The organism is Streptococcus suis (genome assembly GCF_019856455.1).
Lineage (GTDB): Bacteria > Bacillota > Bacilli > Lactobacillales > Streptococcaceae > Streptococcus > Streptococcus suis_AE.
The window spans coordinates 1,862,117-1,877,411 of record NZ_CP082205.1 but is presented as its reverse complement, the minus strand read 5'-3'; the positions used below and the strand labels follow the sequence as shown (position 1 = coordinate 1,877,411).

The 15,295-nt window shown below is 39.9% G+C and carries 16 protein-coding genes; 12 read left to right on the top strand and 4 right to left on the bottom strand.

Features of this window, described 5'->3' with window-relative positions; translation table 11 throughout:
• Position 1: 1 nt before the first annotated feature.
• From recN to K6969_RS08960, 7 genes are all read left to right on the top strand, one after another.
• Positions 2–1,663 carry a DNA repair protein RecN gene (recN, locus tag K6969_RS08990; protein WP_029174766.1) on the top strand — a complete coding sequence of 554 codons (1,662 nt, stop codon included), beginning with the start codon at positions 2–4 and terminating at the stop codon, positions 1,661–1,663.
• A 93-nt stretch (positions 1,664–1,756) separates the two neighbouring features.
• Entirely contained in the window at positions 1,757–2,590 is an 834-nt protein-coding gene (locus K6969_RS08985) for a DegV family protein (RefSeq protein WP_002936253.1), read from the top strand.
• The gene (locus K6969_RS08980; protein ID WP_029174767.1) at positions 2,583–3,416 is read left to right on the top strand and encodes an SGNH/GDSL hydrolase family protein; all 834 of its coding nucleotides are present in this window, start codon (positions 2,583–2,585) and stop codon (positions 3,414–3,416) included. The genes K6969_RS08985 and K6969_RS08980 overlap by 8 nt, the downstream gene beginning before the upstream one ends.
• Positions 3,388–3,984: a YpmS family protein gene (locus K6969_RS08975; RefSeq protein WP_029174768.1), complete on the top strand. Its 597-nt coding sequence runs from the start codon at positions 3,388–3,390 to the stop codon at positions 3,982–3,984. Before K6969_RS08980 ends, K6969_RS08975 begins: the two co-directional genes overlap by 29 nt.
• 89 nt (positions 3,985–4,073) lie before the next feature.
• Entirely contained in the window at positions 4,074–4,349 is a 276-nt protein-coding gene (locus tag K6969_RS08970) for an HU family DNA-binding protein (RefSeq protein ID WP_029174769.1), read from the top strand.
• 198 nt (positions 4,350–4,547) lie between these two features.
• Positions 4,548–4,727, top strand: coding sequence for a hypothetical protein (locus K6969_RS08965; RefSeq protein ID WP_029174770.1), 180 nt, complete (start codon positions 4,548–4,550; stop codon positions 4,725–4,727).
• Between the two features lie 122 nt (positions 4,728–4,849).
• Positions 4,850–5,317 (top strand): GNAT family N-acetyltransferase, encoded by a 468-nt coding sequence (locus K6969_RS08960; RefSeq protein ID WP_024376715.1) that lies wholly within the window; start codon positions 4,850–4,852, stop codon positions 5,315–5,317.
• A 139-nt stretch (positions 5,318–5,456) separates the two neighbouring features.
• On the opposite strand, the gene K6969_RS08955 is transcribed toward K6969_RS08960, so the two are convergent.
• A complete protein-coding gene (locus K6969_RS08955) occupies positions 5,457–6,743 on the bottom strand; it encodes a hydroxymethylglutaryl-CoA reductase, degradative (protein WP_029174056.1) in 1,287 nt (428 codons plus the stop codon).
• A 175-nt stretch (positions 6,744–6,918) separates the two neighbouring features.
• Between K6969_RS08955 and K6969_RS08950 the strand changes: the two genes are divergently transcribed.
• Complete coding sequence (locus K6969_RS08950) at positions 6,919–8,040, top strand: IS110 family transposase (RefSeq protein ID WP_321537345.1); 1,122 nt, start codon at positions 6,919–6,921, stop codon at positions 8,038–8,040.
• 687 nt (positions 8,041–8,727) lie between these two features.
• On the opposite strand, the gene K6969_RS08945 is transcribed toward K6969_RS08950, so the two are convergent.
• Entirely contained in the window at positions 8,728–9,897 is a 1,170-nt protein-coding gene (locus K6969_RS08945) for a hydroxymethylglutaryl-CoA synthase (protein WP_029173691.1), read from the bottom strand.
• 28 nt (positions 9,898–9,925) lie between these two features.
• Positions 9,926–11,110: an acetyl-CoA C-acetyltransferase gene (locus K6969_RS08940; protein WP_029174771.1), complete on the bottom strand. Its 1,185-nt coding sequence runs from the start codon at positions 11,108–11,110 to the stop codon at positions 9,926–9,928.
• A 225-nt stretch (positions 11,111–11,335) separates the two neighbouring features.
• Between K6969_RS08940 and K6969_RS08935 the strand changes: the two genes are divergently transcribed.
• Together K6969_RS08935 and K6969_RS08930 are read left to right on the top strand one after the other, a co-directional pair.
• Complete coding sequence (locus K6969_RS08935; RefSeq protein ID WP_002936226.1) at positions 11,336–12,028, top strand: phosphoglycerate mutase; 693 nt, start codon at positions 11,336–11,338, stop codon at positions 12,026–12,028.
• 105 nt (positions 12,029–12,133) lie between these two features.
• On the top strand, positions 12,134–12,517 hold the full coding sequence (locus K6969_RS08930; RefSeq protein WP_029173692.1) for a VOC family protein: 384 nt from the start codon (positions 12,134–12,136) through the stop codon (positions 12,515–12,517).
• Between the two features lie 67 nt (positions 12,518–12,584).
• Here K6969_RS08930 and K6969_RS08925 read toward each other — a convergent pair whose 3' ends face one another.
• On the bottom strand, positions 12,585–12,767 hold the full coding sequence (locus tag K6969_RS08925; RefSeq protein ID WP_079269552.1) for a DUF4368 domain-containing protein: 183 nt from the start codon (positions 12,765–12,767) through the stop codon (positions 12,585–12,587).
• A 689-nt stretch (positions 12,768–13,456) separates the two neighbouring features.
• On the opposite strand from K6969_RS08925, the gene K6969_RS08920 reads away from it, so the two are divergent.
• Positions 13,457–14,311: an EcoRI family type II restriction endonuclease gene (locus tag K6969_RS08920; protein ID WP_029174087.1), complete on the top strand. Its 855-nt coding sequence runs from the start codon at positions 13,457–13,459 to the stop codon at positions 14,309–14,311.
• Complete coding sequence (locus tag K6969_RS08915; RefSeq protein WP_029174088.1) at positions 14,298–15,281, top strand: adenine-specific methyltransferase EcoRI family protein; 984 nt, start codon at positions 14,298–14,300, stop codon at positions 15,279–15,281. The genes K6969_RS08920 and K6969_RS08915 overlap by 14 nt, the downstream gene beginning before the upstream one ends.
• The last annotated feature ends 14 nt before the right edge of the window (positions 15,282–15,295 follow it).

Genomic DNA, 15,295 nt, shown 5'->3' with positions numbered 1-15,295 from the left:
CATGTTACTAGAAGTGTCCATTAAAAACTTCGCCATTATTGAGCAGGTATCACTGAATTTTGAAAACGGGATGACCATCCTATCTGGTGAAACAGGTGCAGGTAAATCCATTATCATCGACGCCATGAACCTGATGCTAGGGGCGCGTGCGACGACAGATGTTATCAGACATGGGGCCGCCAAGGCTGAGATTGAAGGGCTTTTTTCCTTTGAAAATAGCAGAGCTCTCGAGCAGATTTTGCTTGAACAGGGGATTGAAGTAGCTGACGAGCTCATTATCCGTCGTGAAATCCTACAAAATGGCCGTTCGGTCAGTCGTGTCAATGGACAAATGGTCAATTTATCTGTCTTGAAACAGATTGGGCAATATTTAGTAGATATTCATGGTCAACATGACCAGGAAGAATTGATGAAGTCCCAACACCATATCCGTCTTTTGGACAGTTTCGGAGAAGATGAATTTTGGAGTCTTAAAGACCGTTATCAGACAACCTTTGATGCTTACCGTAGTCTTCGCAAACGAGTTCTTGAAAAGCAAAAAAATGAGCAAGAACACAAGGCGCGGATTGAGATGCTAGAATACCAAATTGCTGAAATCGAAGCAGCGGATTTGAAGTCTGGTGAAGATATTCAACTCAATCAGGAACGCGATAAACTGCTCAACCACAAACAAATTGCAGATACACTGACCAATGCCTATGCACTGTTAGACAATGAAGATTTTTCAAGCTTGAACAACCTACGCTCAGCAATGAGTGACTTGCAAAGTCTGGAAGAATTTGATCCAGACTACAAACAGCTCTCTTCTAGTCTGACAGAAGCTTATTATGTCGTTGAAGATGTGACCAAGCGTCTCAGCGATGTGGTGGATAATCTAGACTTTGACGGCAATCGTCTCTTGCAATTAGAAAGTCGCCTGGATTTGCTCAATACCATTACGAAGAAATATGGTGGAACTGTCGATGATGTTTTGGACTATTTTAGTAAAATCAGTGAAGAATACAATCTATTGACAGGCAATGATTTATCTGGTGATGATTTGGAAGTTCAGCTTAAGAACTTAGAGAAAGAATTGGTTGAACGAGCAGGTCAGCTCAGCCAATCACGCCATGAATTGGCTCTTGTTTTAGAAGATATTATTCGCCAAGAATTGCAAGACTTGTATATGGAGAAAGCTCGTTTCCAAGTTCGATTTACTAAAGGAAAATTTAATCGAGAAGGAAATGAAACAGTAGAATTTTACATCTCTACCAACCCAGGTGAAGACTTCAAACCACTGGTTAAGGTAGCTTCTGGAGGAGAATTGTCTCGCTTGATGTTGGCCATTAAGTCAGCCTTTGCCCGTAAAGAAGGTAAAACTTCTATTGTCTTTGATGAGGTGGATACAGGGGTGTCTGGACGTGTGGCCCAGGCAATTGCCCAGAAAATTTATAAAATCGGACAATATGGTCAAGTATTGGCGATTTCTCATCTACCACAAGTCATTGCTATTGCAGATTATCAGTTCTTTATTGAGAAAATATCCGACGAACATTCGACTGTTTCTCGTGTCCGTCTCTTGACCAAAGAAGAGCGTATTGAGGAAATTGCCAAGATGTTAGCCGGTGACAAAATCACAGATGCAGCCCGTAATCAAGCAAAAGAATTAGTAGAAAAAGGTTAGGCGACTAGCCTTTTTGCTTATGTCCAAAGTTTATTTTTTAGTTAAAATTTGTTATAATAGATGGCAAAATTGAAGAGAATTGTAGGATGAAATATGTCAAAGATTAAGATTGTTACGGATTCAAGTACGACTATCGAACCCAGTTTGGTCGAAGAATTGAATATAACAGTTGTTCCATTATCTGTAATGGTTGACGGAGTCGTATACTCTGACAACGATTTAAAAGAAGGAGAGTTCTTAGAGCTCATGCGTGGGTCGAAAAACTTGCCAAAAACAAGCCAGCCCCCAGTAGGACTCTTTGCGGAAACTTTTGCTGACTTGGCTAAAGATGGCAGTCAGATTATTGCTATTCTCTTGTCGCATGCCTTGTCAGGGACAGTAGAAGCTGCTAGACAAGGAGCAACCCTATCAGGTGCTGATGTGACAATACTCGATTCAAGCTTTACAGATCAGGCTGAAAAATTCCAAGTTGTAGAAGCAGCACGTATGGCACAAGCTGGTGCAAGCAAAGAAGAAATCCTTGCAGCTATTGAAACAGTCAAAGAAAAAACGGAATTATACATCGGTGTATCAACCCTAGAAAATCTGGTCAAGGGTGGTCGTATTGGACGTGTTCAAGGGATGCTGAGTAGCCTACTCAATATCCGTGTCATCATGGAAATGAAAGACCATCAGCTGACTCCGATTGTCAAAGGACGAGGTAATAAGACCTTTAAAAAATGGCTGGAAGAGTTCACGGCAACTCTAGCAGATAAAAAAGTAGCCGAGATTGGTATTTCCTATTCAGGAACGGCTGATTTTGCAAATGAAATGAAGAGTCAATTACAAGAGTACGTCTCAAAAGAAATTTCTGTTTTAGAGACAGGTTCCATCATTCAAACTCATACCGGTGAGGATGCCTGGGCTATTTTGATTCGTTATGAATAACAGGAAGTTGATTCAAGGCTTTGTTTTCTTTTTTCTGGCAATTCTAGGGTCGATTTTTCTATTTCATCAACTCATTCCTGTTGCCTCATCTCGCATCTCCAGACAAGAGCTTACCGTATCAGAAAAAATCAGTTTTCGATATGTGGCACTTGGTGATTCTTTGACAGAAGGTGTTGGAGATACAACTGGACAGGGGGGCTTTGTTCCCTTGTTGGCTCAATCTCTAACTAACGATTATGGTTATGAAGTAGATTATAAAAATTTCGGAGTTTCTGGGAATACCAGTAATCAGATTCTTAAGCGAATGAAGGAAGATGGCGAGCTGATAAGTTACTTAAAAACAGCAGATCTGTTAACTCTGACAGTTGGTGGCAACGATTTGCGCAAGGCTATTATTAAAAACATTGCCAATCTCAAAGTTTCAACTTTTGATAAGCCCGCAAAAGATTACGGAAAACGATTGGATACAATTATTAAGACAGCGCGTAAGAATAATCCAAATCTTCCCATCTATGTTGTCGGGATTTACAATCCACTCTACCTCAATTTTCCTGAATTGACAGAAATGCAGACAATTGTTGATAATTGGAATACGATGACAGAACAGATAACTGAAAAATATCAGCATGTCTACTTTGTTCCGATTAATGATTTGCTCTATAAAGGATTGGAAGGGGAGGCTGGTATTAGTCAAAATGGTAGCCAAGTTACCAATAATTTACTGTATGAGGAAGACAGTTTCCATCCCAATAATACTAGATATGAGATTATGAAAAAAGCGATATTGGAGAGAATGAATGAGACCACGGAAAGCTGGGAACCTTAATATTTGGAAATGGCTATTTTTAGCCCAGTTGGCTTTATTGATTGGTTGCGGAATAGTCCTCTATACACGGATTCAAACAGATAGAGAGGATTTAACAAAGCTCGTTCAGACTAGTGGAGAAGATACCAAGGTTGGGACCTTCTCCACTAATAGGGAACAGCTCAACCAAACCATCACTAACTATCTAAAAGAGTATCAGACGGAAGAGTTTTCCTATCAATTATTCATAACGAGTCAACAAGTAGTTTTTGAAGGCAGCTATCAGGTTTTTGGTGTGACTATCCCACTCTACATTTATTTTCAACCTAGCAAAATGGAAGATGGCAGTATTTTGTTACGGATAACAGAAATATCAGTTGGAAGTTTATCCTTGCCGAAAGCAGAGGTATTAGCTTATTTACAAAAAAATTATAAACTACCTGCCTTTGTAAAAATAGACTTCGAACAAGCGCAAGTACAGGTTCAACTGACAGAACTGAAGAACAAATTTGGTCTGTATGGAAAGGCGAATACGATTGATTTGTACAACGACCAATTCATTGTTGATATCTACAGAAAAAGACAGTGAAATAGCATTAAAAACTTGACCAAACGCCTAAAATTCGGTACTATATAGAAGTGAGTAATAACTCAGAAAATTATTGGAGGACTTAGCAAATGGCTAATAAACAAGATTTGATTGCAAAAGTTGCAGAAGCAACTTCATTGACTAAAAAAGACTCAGCAGTAGCTGTTGATGCAGTATTCGGAGCAGTAGCAGACTACCTTGCAGCTGGTGAAAAAGTACAATTGATCGGTTTTGGTAACTTTGAAGTTCGTGAGCGTTCAGCACGTACAGGTCGCAACCCACAAACTGGTAAAGAAATCGAAATCGCAGCTTCAAAAGTTCCAGCATTCAAAGCTGGTAAAGCTCTCAAAGACGCTGTTAAATAATAAAAAGGTCCAGTGGACCTTTTTATCTTTTGCTTGAAAACGGGAGAGCAAAACTGGGGATAGACTGTTTTATCCCTCGCCTAGAAATAAAAGAGCGAGGAATAACGTGAAAAAAGCCTATTGTATCAACGTTTCTACGTCGTGCAGTAGGCTTTTTTCTTGTTTAAGCGGCAAATAAGGAGCAAAACTTTATACTCAATGAAAATCAAAAGTAGCCTAGGAAACGAAGCCGAAGATAGAACTGGAGTTCATCAAGGCAAGTTGACAACGGATAATTTTGATTTTCGAAGAGTATTAGTAGTTTTCCACACTACACATTCTCGTTTTAATACAACAAAAAACCAGCCTTGGGCAGCTGATTTTTTAGGAGATTTATGAAAAATTTTAGGATACACTTATAGTATACATGAATTTTCAGATTCTTCATCGGTCTGCAGACCTATTTTGTTAAAAAATAAACATGTGCTATAATAGAAAAAATAAAAAAGGGGAGATTTTTTATGACAATCCGTAAAGCCAGACAATCTGATATTCCAGTTTTAAATGAATTATTACAAGATATTTTACAGGTGCATCACCAGGCACGACCAGATATTTTTAAAAGTGCAGGTCAAAAATTTTCTGAGGCTGAATTAGTAGCACTTTTGGAAAATCCAGATAAGCCTATTTTTGTCTTTGAGTTAGAGGGACAAGTGGTTGGGCATCTTTTTTGTGAATTATCTACCGCAACAGGCGGTGTTTTAGAACCAGTTAAAACCTTGTTTATTGATGATTTATGTGTAGCCAATTCTGCGCGTGGTCAAAGAATTGGCGAGCAGCTTTATGAATTTGCTCTTTCCTATGCTAAGGAGCAGGGTTGCCACAATCTTACCTTGGATGTATGGGCTGACAATGCAGGAGCTGTCCGTTTTTATGAACGCCAAGGAATGAAACCACAAAAGTTCCGTATGGAGCAAATAATAGAGTGAGGCTGGGCAAAAAGCCCAGGACCACTACTCAGAGTTCGTGTCAACATCTCAGCGCAGTGGTTGATTGGCAGATTTGTTCGTGTTTTGCACTCCAAATCTGGCCTAATCAACTGTGCGGGGGTGGGAAGACGAACTCTTTTTATCTTGGTCGAGTTCTTTCCCACTCCCAATGTCCTCTCATTTTTGCCAATAATTTTTGAGCAGTTTCTAGGTTGCTGTGCTTTTCTTTCCGCAGGAGTTGGGCTAGTTGGTCTACTTCATGCTCCTCGGCGCCAGCAAGTAGCGCTAGGGATTTTGCGTGGAGCTTCATGTGACCAGCCTGGATCCCTGAAGTAACAAGAGCACGCAGGGCAGCAAAGTTCTGACAGAGACCGACAGAAGCGATGATAGAAGCTAATTGGCGTGCCTTTGGTTGTTGGAGAAGGTCAAAAGCGACTGCTACCTTTGGATTGAGCCCGATAGAGCCACCGACGGAGGCGATCGGAAGAGGTAGGGTGATGGAGCCGACCAAGTGCTCGCCATCAATGGACCAAGTAGAAAGCCCCTTGTATTGCCCATCACGGCTGGCATAAGCATGGGCCCCGGCTTCGACTGCCCGCCAGTCATTTCCTGTAGCGATAACGACAGCATCTATACCATTAAAAATCCCTTTGTTATGTGTCGCAGCACGATAAGGGTCCACTTGCGCCAGTTTGCTTGCCAGGGCTATTTTTTGAGCAGTTTCTTGAGCAATGGCAGAGCTAATAGCCAGACTAGGGATGGCAATATGGCATTTGGCGGTGACCAGTGACTCCATTGCATAGTTGGAGAGGATTCCCATCAAAGCCTGTCCCTTGCTGAGCTCTTCTAAGTCATCCTTAACAGCTTCTAACATGTTATTGAGGATATTGGCTCCCATGGCTTCTTGTACATCAACCTGAAGATAGACAATCAAAAACTCATCCTTACTCTCAACAGTCAATTCTCTTGCACCGCCCCCTCGTTTGACAATGGAAGGGTGTGCTTGATTGGCAGTTTCTAAAATACTCTCCTTCTGGTCAAGAATCGCCTGTGTCGCTCTACTATGGTCTGAAATATCGTAGAGGGCAACTTGTCCAATCATGATACGGTTGTGAATAGTCGTTGTAAAACCGCCAGATTTAGCGATGATTTTGGCTCCGAAAGATGCAGCTGCAACCACAGAAGGTTCTTCAGTAACCATCGGTACAGAATAAGTTTGTCCATCCATTAGAAGTTCTGGAAGTACAGAAAAAGGTAAGGAAAACGTTCCTAGATGATTTTCTGCCATCTTTCCCGCAATTGCTTCTGGCAGGTTTTCGTCTTTGTATAGAACGTCTAAGCTATCTTCGGATAGGGAACGATTCTGACGGAGAATATCAATGCGCTCTTGGCGTGATTTTTTATAAAATCCGGAAAAAGTTGACATAGGTTCCTCTTTCTATAGGAAAGCGCCCCTTGGTGAGAGCCAAAGGGCGCCGTTTTGGCTTTTATAGACAATATGTAAAGACCCCCAGTTGAGAATTCGTGGATTTACCTGTACACTAGAATAAAAAAACAATCAACTTCTAACAGGAATTACCACACTCAATTGGAGGTCTTATATGTTTCATTTTACCACACTTTTCATCGGAATGGATGTTCACAAAGAAAGTTTTTCACTCTGCTATTATGATATGATGACCAATCAATTCAAACATAGCACTAAAGTTAGTCCAAATGTTAGCTATATTGTGAACTATGTGAATGAGCTTCGTCGTTTATATGGTCAAGATGCAGAAGTGTTATGTGGCTACGAAGCTGGATGCCTCGGATTTACCCTATATCACCAGCTACAAGCTCACGGGATTCCCTGTATCGTGATGGCACCTACAACGGTAATGAAGGAAGGATCTAAGCGTGTTAAGACTGATAAGAAAGATGCGGCTCAGCTCGCAAAAGCTCTGGCCTTTCGTAGCTATCAGCCTGTTCATATTCCTACTGCTGAGGATGAACAAGTCAAAGAATATATCCGTATGAGAACAGACCACAAAGTGGCTCTGAAGAAAATCAAACAACAAATTCTTGCCTTCTGTCTCCGACATGATTTTCGCTATACCGAGGGAAGCAGTAATTGGACACAGAAACATGTTCGCTGGCTCCGTTCCCTAAAACCTGAGGGACTTTACGCAGAGATTTTGACAGAATATCTATTGACCTATGAGAAATTAGTAGATCAAATAGAACGGTATGATGCACGAATTGAGCAACTGGGTCAAAGCGACAGTTATCAAGAGAAGGTCTCACGGCTTTCTTGCTTTATTGGCATTAAAACACTAACTGCTCTTTCCATTGTGACAGAAATCGGTGATTTTAATCGCTTTGCGACAGCTCAACATTTTGCTTCTTATCTTGGGCTAACTCCTAGCGAAAATTCTAGCGGCGACAAGGAGAGAAGAGGTGCTATCACCAAAGCTGGGAATAGCCATGTGAGACGACTTCTGATAGAAGCTGCACAATCATTGGCTAAGGGGACGATTGGGTATAAATCCAAAGAATTGAAAAGGAGACAAAGTGGAAACCGAGTGGAGGTGATTGCTTATGCGGATAAGGCTAATGAACGCTTAAGAAGACGTTATCGCACACTTGTTCTAGGAAAAAATAAGAAACAAAATGTTGCTAAAACAGCTATTGCACGAGAATTGTCTGGTTTTATTTGGGGGATGATGACAGGAAGAATAGCTTGAAGTTAGCGCTTGTTTTCATGTACACTTTTGACCATTAAGTTTTATCATCGCAGAGCGATGAGGAATCCCTATTTCTATCCAAAATCACTGGGTGAATTTGGACAGAAATAAGGATTGAAATCATGTTTGAATGGAAAGTATCTTGAAGGAGTTTAGGACTTCAAGGTTTGAGTCATCTACGAAACGACTAAGTGGCACAATTGTGATCCACGCTTATAGAGAGTAGGACTCGCGGCAGAACCATTGACCTGTAGGTAACCAATCCACGAATATCAGAGTGGCCAATGCCCGAAGCTAAGAACTAGGCTCTTTCTAGATACTTTTCATTTTTTAATCAGTTCGATTGTTTTTACTTGACAAAGGGCTTTACATATCAGTCATTTGAATTAGCTTGATACATCGTCACTTTCGGCTTGCCGTACTCTGCGAAAGTGAGGCTGGGCAAAAAGCCCAGCACCGCTTCTCAAAGTTAGTGTCAACATCTCAGCGCAGTGGTTGATTGGGTTTAACAGTCCAGTGGACTGTTAAAGGTTGGAGATAAGATTTGCGAAGCAAATCTCAGCACTTCGCATTTTACACTCCAAATCTGGCCTATACGACTGATGCGAACAGAGTTCGCTTCATTTCCAACCTAGAACAGCCTTTAGGCTGTTCTAGCTACCTACACCTCAGTTTCTTGTCTGAAAGCTAATTCATTCGACTATATTTACGATAGATACGTTTGTGATTATCCACTTTGATAAGGGCAAAGGGACTTTGGTCTTCTGGTAGGTCAAGGGATGAACCAGTTTCATCAAGTGTAATTTCTTCAAAGAAGACTTGTTCGTATTCCTTAACGCTGAGTTTTGTACGCTGATTGAGTTGTTCTAAACGATTTTCTTGTAAGTGGTCGCGATAACCTTCAACGAGTTGACCGCTGAAAATTTCACAGACAGCGCCACTACCATAGCTATAAAAGAGGATTTGATCCCCTGTCTCTAACGCTCTGCTATTTTCCAAAAGGGAAAGAAGAGAGAGGAAGATAGAGCCAGTGTAGATGTTGCCGACGACTTTATTATAGACGATAGCTTCCTGGAAACGTTCTGTCAAGCGACTAAGAGTTTCTTCCTCCTGAGCAATAGCTTGCAGTCCTTTAAGGCCTTGTTTGGAGAAAGGGATATGCAAGCACATGGCAGCAAAATCGTTGAGGGTTTTGCCTGTTTTTTGTTGATAGTAGTCGAAAGTTGTCGTCAAGCAATCGGTGTACTGTTCAGTTGAAAATTTACCATCAACACGTGGATATTTGTCGTAGTTGGGACGCCAGAAGTCGTAGATGTCACGTGTCTGGCAGACATTATCATTATTGAGGACCAAAATTCGTGGGTTTGCGGTTACCAACATGGCAACTGCCCCAGCACCTTGGGTAGGTTCACCGCCAGAAGCGACTCCATATTTTGCAATATCACTAGCAATGACTAGGACTTTTGATTCTGGGAATTGAGCGATATGGCTTTTGGCAAGACTTAGTCCAGCCGTTGCACCGTAACAAGCCTCCTTCATCTCGATGGAGCGAGCGAAGGGCTGAATACCGAGTAATCCATGAATAGTAACGGCGGCAGCCTTACTTTGATCTACGCTAGATTCTGTACCGACAATAACCATGTCAATGGTTTGTTTATCTTCTTCTGTCAGAATGGCTTCGGCAACCTTTGCCCCAAGACTGATAATATCTTGAGTGACAGGAGCTACAGCCATTTCAGACTGAAGAAGACCAATCTTAAATTTATTTGGGTCCACATTGCGGGCTTGGGCTAAATCAGCCAAATCTAAAACATAATCGGGTGCCGCAAATCCGATTTTATCAATACCGATGTTCATAATATATCCTTTGTGTACAAATGATAGGTTAACTTGTTTGCGCATTGGAAACGATTAGGGAGATGCCTTGACCGCCTCCGATACAAAGTGAGCAAAGACCAAGCTCTTTTTCTTGCTTGATTAATTCGTGAATCAGAGTGACTAGGATTCGACTACCACTAGCTCCGATTGGATGTCCAAGGGCTATAGCACCACCATTGACATTGACTTTTGCAGGATCAATGCCGAGTTGTTTGACAACTGGAATTGATTGGGCTGCGAATGCCTCGTTGAGTTCGAATAGATCGATATCCTCGACTGTTTTATTCAGTTTTTGTAGCGCTTTTTGGCTAGCAGTAATAGGACCTAACCCCATATAGGCAGGATCTAAACCGCTTGTTGCATAGGCCTCAATATAGGCGAGTGGCTGGATATTTAGCTCACTGGCTTTTTCATCAGACATGAGTACCAAGACAGCACAGCCGTCGTTGATGCCAGAAGCATTGGCTGCGGTGACGGTTCCATCCTTTTTAAAAGATGGCCGAAGTGTTGCCAATTTTTCAATTGGCGTCAGACGAGGGTACTCATCTGTGGCAAAAATAGTTTCGCCTTTCCGATTTTTTAATCTAATAGGAACAATTTCGTCAACAAATCTTCCCTCAGCAATAGCTTTCGCAGCCTTCTCTTGGCTACTGTATGTAAAAGCATCTTGTTCTGCGCGACTGACTTGATAGTGTTCAGCAACATTTTCTGCAGTAATACCCATGTGATAGTCGTTGAAGGCATCTGTTAGACCGTCTGTCAGCATAGAATCTTCTAGAGTAATATGACCAAATTTACTACCAAACCGGCTAGTTTTGGATAGATAAGGTGCCTGGCTCATGATTTCAATGCCCCCAGCCACAACTACATCATTGTCACCTAGCATGATTGACTGGGCAGCCAGGAGGACTGATTTGAGACCGGAACCACAGACTTTATTGACTGCATAGGCAGAGGCTGTCTGAGGAATGCCTGCACGAATAGCAATTTGACGTGCAATATTTTGTCCTTGTCCTGCTGAAAGAACATTTCCGAAGATAACTTCATCAACGCTGTCTGCAGGGATGTTTTTATTAGCTAAGGCTGTTTCGAGGACTTGCGCCCCTAAATCAGCGATTTCAATATCTTTCAGACTACCTCCGAAACTGCCGATGGCAGAACGATAGGCAGACACGATAGCTACTTTTTTCATGATAACTCCTATAGTGGTATCGTTTTGAACTGTCGTGTTCAGCCTTACTATTATACCATTATTTTGTATTTTTTCTAAGAAGAAAGATAGGTCTAGAGACTGAATTTACATGAAAGAGTAATGAAAGCGTACACAGATTGTGGAAAGGCTGGCATTTTTTTACCTTTTCGTGTAAAATAGAGAAGTATAAGAGGGAAACCTCAAAATTTAAAGGAGAATCCATAAATGGTAAAATTGGTTTTTGCTCGCCATGGTGAGTCTGAATGGAACAAAGCTAACCTTTTCACTGGTTGGGCTGATGTTGATTTGTCTGAAAAAGGTACACAACAAGCAATCGATGCAGGTAAATTGATCAAAGAAGCAGGTATCGAATTTGACCTTGCTTTCACATCTGTATTGAAACGTGCTATCAAGACTACAAACTTGGCTCTTGAAGCTGCAGATCAATTGTGGGTACCAGTTGAAAAATCATGGCGTTTGAACGAACGTCACTACGGTGGTTTGACTGGCTTGAACAAAGCTGAAGCAGCTGCTGAATTTGGTGATGAGCAAGTTCACATCTGGCGTCGTTCTTATGATACTTTGCCACCAGAAATGGCTAAAGATCATGAGCATTCAGCACACACTGACCGTCGCTATGCACACCTTGATGATTCCGTTATTCCAGATGCAGAAAACTTGAAAGTAACGCTTGAGCGTGCCCTTCCATTCTGGGAAGATAAAATTGCTCCAGCATTGAAAGACGGTAAAAACGTATTCGTAGGTGCACACGGTAACTCAATCCGTGCCCTTGTAAAACACATCAAACAATTGTCTGATGATGAAATCATGGATGTGGAAATTCCAAACTTCCCACCACTTGTATTCGAATTGGATGAAAACTTGAACATTGTGAAAGAGTACTACTTGGAAGCATAATTCATTTAAGGCCTGAGTTCGCTCAGGCTTTTTTAGTTTTGAATATCGGATTTTTCATAGAGAGTATGGTATACTGGTGGTATTAAATGGTAGGAGGAATTTATTATGGCAAGTAAAAAAATGCTACATGCATGTTTGCGTGTTGAGGACTTAGAAGCATCTCAAAAATTTTATGAAGAAGCATTTGGATTTAAGGAAACCCGTCGCAAGGACTATCCAGAGCACAAGTTTACCTTGGTTTACTTAGCACTTGAAGAGGATGACTTTGAGATTGAATTGACCTACAATTATGAGCATGGTCCCTATATCGTAGGCGACGGCTTCTCGCATCTAGCTCTTTCTTCAGATGATTTAGAAGGGGATAATGCGAAACATAAGGAGCTGGGCTATCCAACGACAGACATCAAGGGCTTGCCAGGAAGTCCAGGTCGTTATTATTTTGTGACAGATCCAGATGGCTACCGTGTGGAAGTCATTCGTGCAGATTAATTTAGAAAAGATTGCTTGGCCGATCTGACACCTAGCAGTTTAATTATTAAGGTGTAATAGTAGCGAGTCAGTCCGCCTGACTCGCTTTTTCGTTATTTAGTTTTCCGATGAAATTGTAATAAATGTCTATCAGGATAATTCGATTGCGTTTCGTGCTAGTTGGCTTGTGAATCACAATCTTATTAATCAGTTCATTTACCATTTCGACGGTTAATTCTAAAACTTGTGTATATTTTGAAATTCTCGTCATAAACTTGGAGATATTCAAGCTATCTTCTTGTTGTTTGGCGAGTTTTTCTGTTCAGGTAGAAAAAGGATTAAAGTAACACTAGGTATGATTTGAACCGACAAATCTAGTCTAAGTTTTGCAGTATTTCATGTGATAGATTAGGCTTAAAAGTCTCATTTTACGGGATTGAAAGAATTTTTCTACATCTACACGATTCGAAGACCGATTAGAATACTACTTTCCCCGACTATCTATTCTTCGCACATTTTCTGAACTCTTCAATACCTTGTTTCTCGCGCTCCTTTCTGGTTTTTACTAATGTATGACGTTGAAGGAAATAGCATTTCAAGGTTAAAAGAATACGTTTGATTTCTGGTGGTGGACATGAAACGATTGTTAGAAGCGGGAATTATCCGGGCTTCAGAATGATAGCCTAGCCTCAATATTATTCGTCTATTCTGATGAAAGAAAAACTTTAGAGTATTGTGCTTTTTCCTAAACAGATATTGCCTAAGCTTTGATTTATATTTTGGAGATTTAGCGGATGGTGAGTTTTTCATCGTTTAGCTAACATCTAACTGGGTCTAGGGTTATTGCAGAGTTCTATAGTGTGAAGGATTTTAAGTGAGGCAATTATCTTGATGATATTTGTAATGTGGTATAATTAAGTAAGTAATACTGCTCATAAAATTTAATTAAGGGAATATTTCATGGCAAAAAAGAATCAATCTAGTCGCTTAACGAATCAACACAAAGCATCAAAAGGTGTTGTTGGTATATTCGGCGACGAAGCAAGAACGCACGATAGTGCTGTAGGCACTATTTCTCATTTAGTAAAATACGAGTTAGAACAGAAGTATCCAAAACTTAAATTTCGTTTTAGAAAATCAATCAGTAAAAAGGAAATCAATGATTCTCTGAGAAAGATAGATAGTGAACTCGGCCAGACTTTGTTCAATCATAATGCTAATATTATACCCGATGGTGGCATTATTGAAGTAAGGGATGATTACGGAAATTGGCGAGTTATTTTAGTTACAGAAGCTAAACATCAGGGTAAAGATATTGAGAATATCAGAGCAGGTAAATTGGTGGGGAAGAATAATGACCAAGATCTTATGGCTGCCGGTAATGCTATTGAACGCTCTCATAAGAATATTGCTGAGTTAGCTAATTTTATGCTTTCTGAAATTCATTTTCCTTACGTCATATTTTTGGAAGGTTCTAATTTCTTAACTGAAACCATTTCTGTTGAGCGTCCAGATGGAAGAGTTGTCACTCTTGAATATAATTCAGGAATACTCAACCGATTAGATAGATTGACTGCTGCTAATTATGGCTTACCTTTCAATACAAATTTATGTCGAAATAAGTTTGTAAAGTGTGAGAATAGATCGATCATGTTACAAGCAGCCTCAATGTATACAACTGGAAATGGTAGCCATTGGGAATCGCAGGCTATGTTAGAAATTATGCTGGATGTTGCTCAAACTTCTCTCAATATTTTAGGAAGCGATCTTTTTAACCAATTAACAATCGAAGAGGAAAAAAATGAGAAAGAATGAAAATGATTTTTTGAGGAAAGCAAAAAAAAATAAAAATGATGAATTTTATACTCAGCTTGAAGATATTGAAAGAGAGCTTCAACATTATCAACCTCATTTTAATGGTAAAGTTGTTTTCTGTAATTGTGATGACCCCACTATAAGTTACTTCTATCATTATTTTGCGATAAATTTCAAAAAGTTAGGACTAAAAAAATTAATCGCCTCTTGCTATAAAGAGCAATCACTTGATTTATTTAATATAGATTCTGAAATATCTAGTGGTTTTTACTATGAATATACAGGAAAGGAATCTGAGCCAGTTATTCCTAGTTTAAATGATGTAACTTTTTTCAATGGTGATGGGGACTTTCGCAGTGGTGAAAGTATAAAATTATTGAAAAAGGCTGATATTGTCGTAACAAATCCGCCATTTTCCCTTTTTAGAGAATTTCTTGCCCAAATTATGTACCACAATAAACAGTTTTTAATAATAGGAAATATTAATGCAATCACCTACAAAGAAACATTTCGATTAATAGGAGAAAATAAAGTTTGGATGGGCATTAATATGGGAAGAGGTATTTCTGGATTTATTGTTCCAGACCATTATGAGCTTTATGGGACAGAAACAAAAATAAATGAACGAGGCGAGAAGATTATTTCTCCTAATAATTGTTTATGGCTCACCAACTTAGATAATTTCCAACGACACAAGGATATTGTTTTAACAAAGACATATCACAATAATGAGGAACAGTATCCTATCTATGATAATTACGATGGTATTAATGTTAATAAGACAGTAGATATTCCTTACGATTATCAAGGTGTTATGGGGGTTCCGATAACTTTTCTTCATAAATTTAACCCTAGTCAGTTTGAAATTGTTGGATTCCGAAAAGGTCTTGATGGCAAGGACTTATCAATTAACGGAAAGAGCACTTATTTTAGAATACTAATAAAAAATAAGAAACCTAAATATATTTAAGTTATAGGGTGTAT

What these genes read in the sequence shown, in the direction of transcription:
- K6969_RS08955 (WP_029174056.1), bottom strand. Translation starts at nt 6,743, where the DNA reads ATGTCAACTTTTTCCGGATTTTATAAAAAATCACGCCAAGAGCGCATT.
- K6969_RS08945 (WP_029173691.1), bottom strand. Translation starts at nt 9,897, where the DNA reads ATGAACATCGGTATTGATAAAATCGGATTTGCGGCACCCGATTATGTT.
- K6969_RS08940 (WP_029174771.1), bottom strand. Translation starts at nt 11,110, where the DNA reads ATGAAAAAAGTAGCTATCGTGTCTGCCTATCGTTCTGCCATCGGCAGT.
- K6969_RS08965 (WP_029174770.1), top strand. Translation starts at nt 4,548, where the DNA reads ATGAAAATCAAAAGTAGCCTAGGAAACGAAGCCGAAGATAGAACTGGA.
- K6969_RS08925 (WP_079269552.1), bottom strand. Translation starts at nt 12,767, where the DNA reads ATGACGAGAATTTCAAAATATACACAAGTTTTAGAATTAACCGTCGAA.
- K6969_RS08915 (WP_029174088.1), top strand. Translation starts at nt 14,298, where the DNA reads ATGAGAAAGAATGAAAATGATTTTTTGAGGAAAGCAAAAAAAAATAAA.
- K6969_RS08980 (WP_029174767.1), top strand. Translation starts at nt 2,583, where the DNA reads ATGAATAACAGGAAGTTGATTCAAGGCTTTGTTTTCTTTTTTCTGGCA.
- K6969_RS08920 (WP_029174087.1), top strand. Translation starts at nt 13,457, where the DNA reads ATGGCAAAAAAGAATCAATCTAGTCGCTTAACGAATCAACACAAAGCA.
- K6969_RS08930 (WP_029173692.1), top strand. Translation starts at nt 12,134, where the DNA reads ATGGCAAGTAAAAAAATGCTACATGCATGTTTGCGTGTTGAGGACTTA.
- K6969_RS08935 (WP_002936226.1), top strand. Translation starts at nt 11,336, where the DNA reads ATGGTAAAATTGGTTTTTGCTCGCCATGGTGAGTCTGAATGGAACAAA.
- K6969_RS08970 (WP_029174769.1), top strand. Translation starts at nt 4,074, where the DNA reads ATGGCTAATAAACAAGATTTGATTGCAAAAGTTGCAGAAGCAACTTCA.
- recN (WP_029174766.1), top strand. Translation starts at nt 2, where the DNA reads ATGTTACTAGAAGTGTCCATTAAAAACTTCGCCATTATTGAGCAGGTA.
- K6969_RS08985 (WP_002936253.1), top strand. Translation starts at nt 1,757, where the DNA reads ATGTCAAAGATTAAGATTGTTACGGATTCAAGTACGACTATCGAACCC.
- K6969_RS08950 (WP_321537345.1), top strand. Translation starts at nt 6,919, where the DNA reads ATGTTTCATTTTACCACACTTTTCATCGGAATGGATGTTCACAAAGAA.
- K6969_RS08975 (WP_029174768.1), top strand. Translation starts at nt 3,388, where the DNA reads ATGAGACCACGGAAAGCTGGGAACCTTAATATTTGGAAATGGCTATTT.
- K6969_RS08960 (WP_024376715.1), top strand. Translation starts at nt 4,850, where the DNA reads ATGACAATCCGTAAAGCCAGACAATCTGATATTCCAGTTTTAAATGAA.